Raw genomic sequence first — 9,151 nt, forward strand, 5'->3', positions numbered from 1 at the left:
CGCCCGCAAGGGCGCGCATGATCCGGTGCTGATCCGGCCGATGACGGATGCCGATCAGGCGATGCTGATCGCCGCGCGGCAAAAACTACCGGTGCTGCTCACCACCATTGCCCCTGAATCCGTCGAGCCGGCGCGCGTCGCGGCACTCGCCAGGGCCGGCATCATCGTCAGCCTTGGCCACTCCGATACCGGCTATGCCACCGCCAGCGCCTTTGCCGCGGCCGGCGCCTCAATGGTCACCCATCTGTTCAATGCGATGAGCCAGATCGGCAATCGCGAGCCCGGATTGGTCGGCGCCGCCATCGACATCGGCAGCTTGTCGGCCGGCCTCATCGCCGACGGCATCCATGTCGATCCGGCCACCATCAAGATCGCGCTGCGCGCCAAGCAGGGGCCGGCCAGGATCGTGCTGGTCACCGACGCCATGGCGACAATCGGCACCGAGATGACGTCGTTCACGCTCAACGGCCGCACCATCTATCGAAGGGACGGCAGCCTGAGGCTCGCCGACGGAACGCTGGCGGGCGCCGATCTCGACATGATCTCGGCCGTTCGTTTCATCCACCGCGTCGTCGGGGTCGAGCTTTCCGAGGCTTTGCGCATGGCCTCACTCTATCCGGCGCAAGCAATCGGCCAGTCGCACCGACTTGGCCGATTCGCCAACGGCACGGCTGCGGATATTGTCGCTCTGTCGGACGATCTCGACACGAAGGGCGTCTGGATCGGCGGCGAAAAGGTTTTTGCGGCCGGCTCCGACACTGTGCGTTGATATCAGGTCAAGTCGGCTGACGTCATGAAACCTTTTGATTTTGAGGTCGTTGTCGGAGCGTATGTCCGAGGCGAAACCCAAATTGAAACAGGCCGACGGCATCAAACCGCGCGGTGCCTTGAAGCCGCCACAGAAAGCTCCGCGTGACCAAAGGCCACGCCACGAGGAGCTGCGCGAAAAAAAGCTGTCGAGTGCCGAAGCTGCCCCGGAGGTCGACGGCCAGCCGGGGCCACCGCCGGATGCTGTCGAGCCCGATCCGCAACTGACGCCCGAAGGGGCCGAGCAGGAGCGCAAGAAATATCTGCTGCGGCGTTTCTGGATCAGCGCGCGCGGTTACTGGAGCCGGCGCGGCGACCGGCTCGCCTGGCCATTGACGATCGGGGTGCTGCTGCTGATCTGCATCAATATCGGCTTCCAGTATGGCATCAATGTCTGGAACCGTTCGATGTTCGATGCCCTCGAGCAGCGCAACGCCCGCAGCGTCTATTTCCTCAGCGCCGTCTTCGTGCCGCTGGTAATCTGCAGCGGCAGCCTTGTCGTCGCGCAGGTCTACCTGCGCATGACGATCCAGCGCCGCTGGCGTTCCTGGCTGACCACCGCGGTCATCGCGCGCTGGCTGGCAGGCGGCCGCTACTACCAACTGAATCTCGTCGGCGGCGACCACCAGAACCCCGAGGCCCGCATGACCGAGGATCTGCGCATCGCCACCGAGTCGCCGGTCGATTTCATCGCCGGCGTCCTCAACGCGTTCCTGTCTGCCTCGACCTTCATCGTCGTGCTGTGGACCATCGGCGGCGCGCTCACTTTGCCGATCGGCGGCGAGAGCATCACCATCCCCGGCTTCCTGGTCATCACCGCGATGATCTATGCCGCCATCACCTCGACCGCGATGGTGGTCATCGGCCGCAATTTCGTCCAGCTCTCCGAGCGGAAGAACCAGGCGGAGGCCGAACTGCGCTACACGCTGACGCGCGTGCGCGAAAACGGCGAGAGCATCGCCTTGCTGGGCGGCGAGGAAGAGGAGCGCAGCGGCATCGACAGGAATTTCGGCCATGTGCTGAGGCAATGGGCGCTGCTGACGGGCCAGCACATGCGCACGGCGGCGGTGTCGCAGGGATCGAGCCTGTTTGCGCCGGTCGTGCCGATCCTGCTGTGCGCGCCAAAATTCCTCGAAGGCTCAATGACGCTTGGCGAGGTGATGCAGGCAGCGTCCGCCTTTGGCATCGTGCAAGGCGCGTTCGGATGGCTGGTCGACAACTACCCGCGTCTTGCCGACTGGAACGCCTCCGCGCGGCGCATAGCATCGCTGATGATGTCGCTCGACGGGCTCGAGCGTGCGGAGCAGAGCGACGCGCTTGGGCGCATCCAGCACGGCGAAACCGATGACGGTGCCATGCTCAGCCTCGACGATCTCTCCGTGACGCTCGACGACGGCACCGCCGTGGTCAAGGAGACCGAGGTTGCGATCGAACCCGGTGAGCGGGTGCTGGTGGCCGGCGAATCCGGCTCGGGCAAGTCGACGCTGGTGCGGGCCGTCGCGGGCCTGTGGCCGTGGGGCGGCGGCAGCGTCAATTTCCACGCCGACAGGCGACTGTTCATGCTGCCGCAACGCCCCTACATCCCCTCGGGCACGCTTCGCCGCGCGGTCGCCTATCCCGCGGCGGCGGATAAGTGGACGATCAAGCAGATCAAGGCCGCCCTCGACAAGGTCGGCCTCGCCTACCTTGCCGAAAGGATCAAGGAAGAAGCGCCATGGGACCAGACGCTGTCGGGCGGCGAAAAGCAGCGTCTCGCCTTCGCGCGCCTGCTGTTGCACCGCCCCGATATCGTCGTGCTGGATGAAGCAACCTCGGCGCTCGACGAGAAGAGCCAGGACACCATGATGGCGACGGTGATCCGTGAATTGCCTGATGTCACCATCATCAGCGTGGCGCACCGGGCCGAGCTGGAAGCCTTCCATAGCCGCAAGATCACCTTGGAACGGCGCGAGGGCGGCGCCAAGCTTGTCAGCGACATCAACCTCGTCCCACGAAAGCGCAACCTGCTGAAGCGCGCCTTGTGGGGCTCCGGCAGTCGGGCCGAAAGGTCGCGCAAGGAGTAAGGCGAGTAAGGCGCCCCTGCCCCAGGCGCCGCACAACTATGATGCGTATATGTCCTTGTAGGTGTCGCGCAGCAGGTTCTTCTGTACCTTGCCCATGGTGTTGCGCGGCAGTTCATCGACGAAGATCACCCGCTTCGGATGCTTGTATTTCGCCACCCGCCCGGCGATAGCGGCGAGAATTTCGGCATCGGTGATCCGCGATGACGGCGCCCGCACGACGACAGCGGTGACGCCTTCGCCGAAATCCGGATGGGCAACGCCGATGACGGCGCTTTCGCTAACCCCGTCGAGCGCGTCGATCTCGCTTTCAAGTTCCTTCGGATAGATGTTGTAGCCGCCCGATATGATCAGGTCCTTGCCGCGGCCGACAATGTGGACGTAGCCGTCGGCGTCGATCATGCCGAGATCGCCGGTGATGAAAAAACCGTCGGCGCGGAATTCCGCCTTGGTCTTCTCCGGCATGCGCCAATAGCCGCCGAAGACGTTGGGGCCTTTGACCTCGATCATGCCGACCTCACCCTGCGCAAGCGCTGCGCCGCTGTCGGGATCGGCGATGCGGAGCGTGACCCCGGGCAAGGGGAAACCGACGGTACCGGCGCGCCGCTCGCCCTCATAGGGGTTCGAGGTGTTCATGTTGGTCTCGGTCATGCCGTAGCGTTCGAGGATCGCGTGGCCGGTGCGCTCGCGCCAGGCCTTATGCGTCTCGGCCAGCAGCGGCGCCGACCCGGAAATGAACACACGGATGTTTTTTGCCGCCTCATGGTCCAGCCCATCCTGCTGCAGCAGGCGCACGTAGAAGGTCGGCACCCCCATCAGGGCGGTGGCGCGCGGCAGCAGCGAGACGATGCGGGCCGGATCGAACTTCTGCTCGAACAGCATCGAGGCGCCGGCCATCAGGACGACATTGGTGGCGACGAACAGGCCGTGCGTGTGGAAGATCGGCAATGCGTGGATCAGCACGTCGTCTCCAGTGAAACGCCAGTGCTCGACCAGCACGCGCGCGTTCGAAGCAAGGTTCTCGTGGCTGAGCATGGCGCCTTTCGAACGGCCGGTGGTTCCCGACGTGTAGAGGATCGCCGCGAGGTCATCCGGCCCACGCGCTACGTCATGAAAATCCATCGGCAGCCGCGAGGCTCGATCGGGCAGCGATCCCCGGCCGTCGCGGCCGAGCGTGACGGTGACGGCGCCCGACTTTTTCGCCAGCGCGCCGACGTCGGCCGCTCTTGCCGGATCGCAGACGACCAGGCGTGGCTCTGCGTCGCCGAAGAAATACTCCAGCTCGGCCAATGTGTAGGCGGTGTTGAGCGGCAGGAAGACGGCGCCGGCTCGCAGGCAGGCGAGATAGAGCAGGACCGCTTCCGGGCTCTTCTCGACCTGCACGGCAACGCGGTCACCGGGTTCGACATCGAGTTGCAGGAGCGCATGCGCAAGCTGCGCCGAGCGGGCCAGCATATCGCCATAGGTGAGCGAGCGCCCATCATCGGTTTCCATCAGCAAGCGCGCTGGCGCCGGCATCCGGGACCGGAACGCATCGAACAGATGATTGCTCATGAAGACATCCCTGGGTGCGGCGGCGCTGAGCATGCGCCTGTCGCGGCATGCCTCGGCGGCGAGGGTTCGCGGTTCTTGGCCGCGCCGTCAAGCCCGCCGACAGCGGTTCACGCCAGCCTCGCCGACGCAGAGTGCGAGCAAGAAACGAGCGCAAGAGCCCGCCGGGAATCGGCTGTTATCGCCGAGCGCGTTTGCCGGCGAGTTCCTTCGTTTCGTCGTCCTGCTCGAAGCGCTTCATGCACATGGCGGCAGTCAACTGGTAATGGTTGAGCAGTGCCTCGACGGCACCGTCGGCATTGCCGTCCAGGGCACATTCGGCGATCAGGCGATGCTCGCCGAAATCGTCGCGCTGGACGCCCTCGCCATCATTGGCCATTTGCCGGTAGCGATAGGCGTGATCGGAGAGCTGGTCGCAAAACCCCACCAGCCATTGCGACCGGCAGGCCGAAATCAACACCCTGTGGAAGATACGATGCAGCCTCTCCCAATCGGGATTGAGCGAAAAGAGAGCCTGCGGAGACAGACGTGACGCGCGTCCCAGGCGATGCAGCGCCAGCACGAGCTGTTCTTCCCATTCGGCGGTGCGGTGGGCGATGGATTCGCGAAGCGCCCGCTCCTCGAGCCAGCAGCGGGTGCGCGTCAGCTCCTCGAGTTCCGACGCACTGACCGGCATGATGAAGAAGCCGCGCTGGTCGTGCCGGCCGAGAAGTCCTTCCGAGGCGAGGCGATTGAGAGCTTCGCGGACAGGCGAGGCGCCGGCTCCATATTTGGAGACCACCCATTCCACCCGCAGCTTGCTCTCGGCCTCAAGAACACCCCCGAGAAGATCGTCCCGCAATTGCTGATAGACCGTACTGGCAAGCGTACTCTTCGGTCCCGCAGCGTCGTCGTTCAGATTGGCAGCTCCGTATGTCATAGCGACTCCTTGTCCCCAAGACTTGTCCTGGGCGATTCGAGTCCGAAAGCATTCGCCTTCTCGTACTTGTACCATACAGTGCGAGCATTCGCCTGCTCAAGCACAAGATCACGTTATTGTACTTTAGCACGAAGGAATATGCGGCATCTGGAGCTCAATGCTGTAATTCCGCGCATTTTCACAACCTGCGGGAACTTAACATGTTTTGTATGCACGCAAGAGAATCTGTTCTTTCTGTTCTTTTGTATGCGCGCGGGATCAACTGTCTGCTGTGAGGACCCTTGAGGCCGAATCAGGCAGCCGCTCCAGATCCGATACCGTTGCGCATCAGACCATCACAAGCCTCGGCCGGTACCAGAACCTTAGCCGGCATGCCGGGCTGAACGCGGGAAAAGCGCTGGTTAGCCGGCTGCGTGGTCGGCTGCCGTCCTGATCGCCTGGATATTCTGACGGTAAGCCTCGACGCTGCCGCCTTTGAAGATGGCGGCGCCCGCCACCAGCACGTCGGCGCCGGCAGCGGTGACCAGCGGCGCGGTTTCGGCTGAAACACCGCCGTCGATCTCGATGCGGATCGGCCGGCCGCCGATGAGGGCCTTGACCCGCTTCACCTTGTCGACGATCGCCGGGATGAAGGCCTGGCCGCCGAAGCCCGGATTGACGGTCATGATCAGGATCAGGTCGAGCCGGTCGAGCACATATTCGACCACGCTTTCCGGCGTCGCCGGATTGAGCGACACACCGGCCTTCTTGCCGAGGTTCCTGATGGTCTGCAGCGAGCGGTCAAGATGCGGGCCGGCTTCGGCATGGACGGTCAAACCGTCGCAGCCGGCCTCGGCGAAAGCGGCCAGATAGGGGTCGGCCGGGGCAATCATCAGATGGCAGTCGAAGAAGGCCTCGGTGCGGTTGCGGATCGCCTTGATCACCGGCGGGCCAAAGGTGATGTTGGGCACGAAATGCCCGTCCATCACATCGAGATGGATCCAGTCGGCGCCGGCCGCCGCCACCGCTTCGACCTCATCGCCGAGTTTGGAAAAATCCGACGCCAGCACCGACGGTGCAATCAGGGTCTTTCTGCTCATGGATGCGGCCTTTCCGAGTGCCCTTCACGTTCGGCCACTCTATCGACTGCCTAATGCGCTCCGGCCGACTTGTCGAGGGCACGGGCGCGGCGGCTGCACGGCCGGAGGTGGCGTTGCGGCGTCCGCGATCCTGTCGCAGCCAATTTCCGCTTGCCTCGGAGCCATAAGAAAACCCGCCGGATTGCTCCGGCGGGTTTCTGGTCTGGCGTCGAGCAGATCGTTATTGCTGCTGGAGTTTCAGGATTCTGTCTGGAACCGGATCCTGCTGCTGTTCGACCTGCGGCCTGCGCCGTGGCAGTACCTGCTGCAGCAGCAGGCCGGGGTTGAGCTCCAGCGACGGTTGCCCGCGGAGCGGCCGGCAGTTCGGATAGCGTCCGATCGTACCTTCCGGGCAGCGCCGCCTGATGATCGGCTGGCACTGGCCGTTGATCATCTGCGAGCCCGGTGCGCATTCCACCTCTTGCCTGGGCTTGCGGCATGCGCCGTTGATCACCTGCGTCCCACGCGGACAGACACACTCGCCACGCTTGTTGTGGACCTGGCCGCGTATGTCGCATTGCTCCTGCGTCGGTTGCTTGCGCCGGCACGCATTGCCCCGCACCTCGGTACCCCTCGGGCAGACACAATTGCCCTTTGCGTCATGGACCTGGCCACGGATCGTGCATTGCTCAGGCTTCGGCCGAATCGGGCGGCAGGCTCCGTTTCTGACCTCGGTACCCCTTGGGCAGACACAATCGCCGTCGGCGTCGTGAACCTGACCACGGATCGTGCACTGCTCGGGCTTTGGCCGCATCGGACGGCAGGCGCCATTGCGCACCTCGGTCCCTCTCGGGCAGACACAATCGCCATCGGCATCGTGGACCTGGCCACGGATGGTGCACTGCTCAGGCTTCGGCTGGATCGGGCGGCAGGCATTGCCCCGGATTTCGGTCCCCCTGGGGCAGACACAATCGCCATCGGCATTGTGGACCTGGCCACGGACGGTGCACTGTTCGGGCTTGTCGGTCCTGACACATCTGCCGTTCTCAAGCCCGGTTCCGCGTGGGCAGACGCAACGTCCGTCCTCGGTGCGGATCTGGCCTTCGAGCAGCACGCAGCGCTTCGGTTGCTCCGGCTTCGGCACGATACCGCCGCCCGGCGAGCACTGGCCGTTGCGATAGGTGGTGCCTTCCGGGCAAACGCAGCGGCCGGCATCGTTCATGACGAAGCCTTGCGAGCATTCCTTCTTCGTCTCCTGGCTGATGGTGAAGGGATGGCAGGCATAGGCCTTGCCGCGATCGCCCTGCACATTGGCCTGATCGCCGCCAAGCACGTCGCCACCGCCTTGCACCCGTGTGTCGGGAGAGAGCACGCCGACGCAGTTCTGGCCGCTGACATTGCCCTGCAGATTGGCCAGACGACCGTCGTCGGGAATGACCACGGTGACATGATGCACCCGGCTTTCGCCGGCGCCGAGCGACAAATTGGCAATGCAGGACGCAGGCAAGGTTGCCGGTTCCGGCGAGCAGCCGAAGGGCGGATCGATCGACGTGATCTCAACGCCTTCCAGCCTGCCGAGACCCTCCACGCCGATCGCATCGCCAATGCGGACCGGCCCGGAGAAGGCGGTCGCTCCGTCATTGGTGACGGTGATCTCGAACGAGCAGGGTTGGCCGAGCCTGCATTCGCGGTCGCCGGTCTTTTCGACACGGATGGTCGAGGCGCCGCCTCCCTTGGCGCAGGCCTGGCCAAAGGGATAGACGACGTCGTCGCCCGGCGCCGGCCCATAGGAGCCGCGCGCGCAGTTTTCGAACGCGCCATTGGCCGAAACCGTCACGTCGAAGTGGCGGCTGGTTCCAGGTGTCATGACGGCACCGGGAATCTGGCACGACAGCGCGTTGGCCGGAACCGGTCCGCACGCCCATTCCGCACCGTCAGGGGTGACGGTCTGGATCTGGACAGGCGCGCCGCCGGCCACCAGCGTGGCGGCATCGTTGACCCGCACCGGACCGGTGGGGGCAGCGGTGCCAAGGCTGATGACGGTGATGCGGCAAGAGATCAGCGCGGCACCGGCGAGCGAGCCGTTGCAGACCTTGGTGATGCGCAGGGTCGGCTTGCCGCCATTGGGATGGCGGAAGCGTTCCTTGGCGCAGGCCTTGTTGTTGGTGAGGTCGTTTTCGCCGGGGATGGGCTTCACCGTCGCGCAATTCTCGACAATGTCCGACTGATAGCCGGCCGGCATGACCGCCTTGACGACGATCGGCGTCGAGCCGCCCGGAGGCAGCGAGATCCCCGCATGGTCGCAGCGGAACAGGCCGGGACCTGTCGGTACGCAGGTCCATGGCGGGCTTGGGCCGAAGGTCGAGGAGGCCGGCGCGCCGGCCGGGTAGCTGTCGATCACCGTCAGCGGCCCGTTATAAGTCGATGTGCCGTTGTTGATGATGTCGATCACGAAGTGGCAGATGCCGTCGGCCGTGCAGACCGGGACGCGGGCACGCTTCTTCAGGATCAGGTCGACCTTCTTCTCGACCGGCGGCCGGCAGTCGCGGTCACGATCGCCACGCCGGCAGATCGGGATCGAGGCGCAGCCGCGATCGTTCGACTGGCTGCCGAACAGCGGCTTGCCGCTGGCGCCGTAATTATAGGTGGCGCAGTTACGCAAGACGCTGCCTTGCCAGCCTCCGGCCGGCTTGAAGCCGAGCTTGAGGTTGACGGAGGCCCCCGGATTGAGCGTGGTTACTGGGTAGGTGCAAATC

At 64.6% G+C, this 9,151-nt stretch carries 6 protein-coding genes; 2 read left to right on the forward strand and 4 right to left on the reverse strand.

The window, feature by feature from the left end; all coding sequences use genetic code 11:
• Both EN893_RS08840 and EN893_RS08845 read left to right on the forward strand, forming a co-directional pair.
• A partial coding sequence (locus EN893_RS08840) for an N-acetylglucosamine-6-phosphate deacetylase (RefSeq protein WP_164900770.1) occupies positions 1-769 on the forward strand: 769 nt, incomplete at its 5' end.
• A gap of 61 nt (positions 770-830) precedes the next feature.
• Positions 831-2,870 (forward strand): ABC transporter ATP-binding protein/permease, encoded by a 2,040-nt coding sequence (locus tag EN893_RS08845; protein ID WP_127267932.1) that lies wholly within the window; start codon positions 831-833, stop codon positions 2,868-2,870.
• Between the two features lie 36 nt (positions 2,871-2,906).
• Here EN893_RS08845 and EN893_RS08850 read toward each other — a convergent pair whose 3' ends face one another.
• The 4 genes from EN893_RS08850 to EN893_RS08865 all read right to left on the reverse strand — a co-directional run.
• Complete coding sequence (locus EN893_RS08850) at positions 2,907-4,421, reverse strand: malonyl-CoA synthase (RefSeq protein WP_127267931.1); 1,515 nt, start codon at positions 4,419-4,421, stop codon at positions 2,907-2,909.
• A 175-nt stretch (positions 4,422-4,596) separates the two neighbouring features.
• Complete coding sequence (locus EN893_RS08855) at positions 4,597-5,337, reverse strand: GntR family transcriptional regulator (protein ID WP_127267930.1); 741 nt, start codon at positions 5,335-5,337, stop codon at positions 4,597-4,599.
• A 401-nt stretch (positions 5,338-5,738) separates the two neighbouring features.
• Positions 5,739-6,416: a ribulose-phosphate 3-epimerase gene (rpe, locus tag EN893_RS08860; RefSeq protein WP_127271687.1), complete on the reverse strand. Its 678-nt coding sequence runs from the start codon at positions 6,414-6,416 to the stop codon at positions 5,739-5,741.
• A 220-nt stretch (positions 6,417-6,636) separates the two neighbouring features.
• Positions 6,637-9,151: hypothetical protein (locus EN893_RS08865; RefSeq protein WP_128361493.1), on the reverse strand; the 2,515-nt coding region annotated here is incomplete at its 5' end.

It is taken from the genome of Mesorhizobium sp. M7A.F.Ca.CA.004.04.2.1 (assembly GCF_004022825.1).
GTDB lineage: Bacteria > Pseudomonadota > Alphaproteobacteria > Rhizobiales > Rhizobiaceae > Mesorhizobium.

Bases quoted from the DNA above. Each gene is read 5' to 3' on its own strand.
- EN893_RS08845 (WP_127267932.1), top strand. From the start codon at position 831: ATGTCCGAGGCGAAACCCAAATTGAAACAGGCCGACGGCATCAAACCG.
- EN893_RS08850 (WP_127267931.1), bottom strand. From the start codon at position 4,421: ATGAGCAATCATCTGTTCGATGCGTTCCGGTCCCGGATGCCGGCGCCA.
- EN893_RS08855 (WP_127267930.1), bottom strand. From the start codon at position 5,337: ATGACATACGGAGCTGCCAATCTGAACGACGACGCTGCGGGACCGAAG.
- rpe (WP_127271687.1), bottom strand. From the start codon at position 6,416: ATGAGCAGAAAGACCCTGATTGCACCGTCGGTGCTGGCGTCGGATTTT.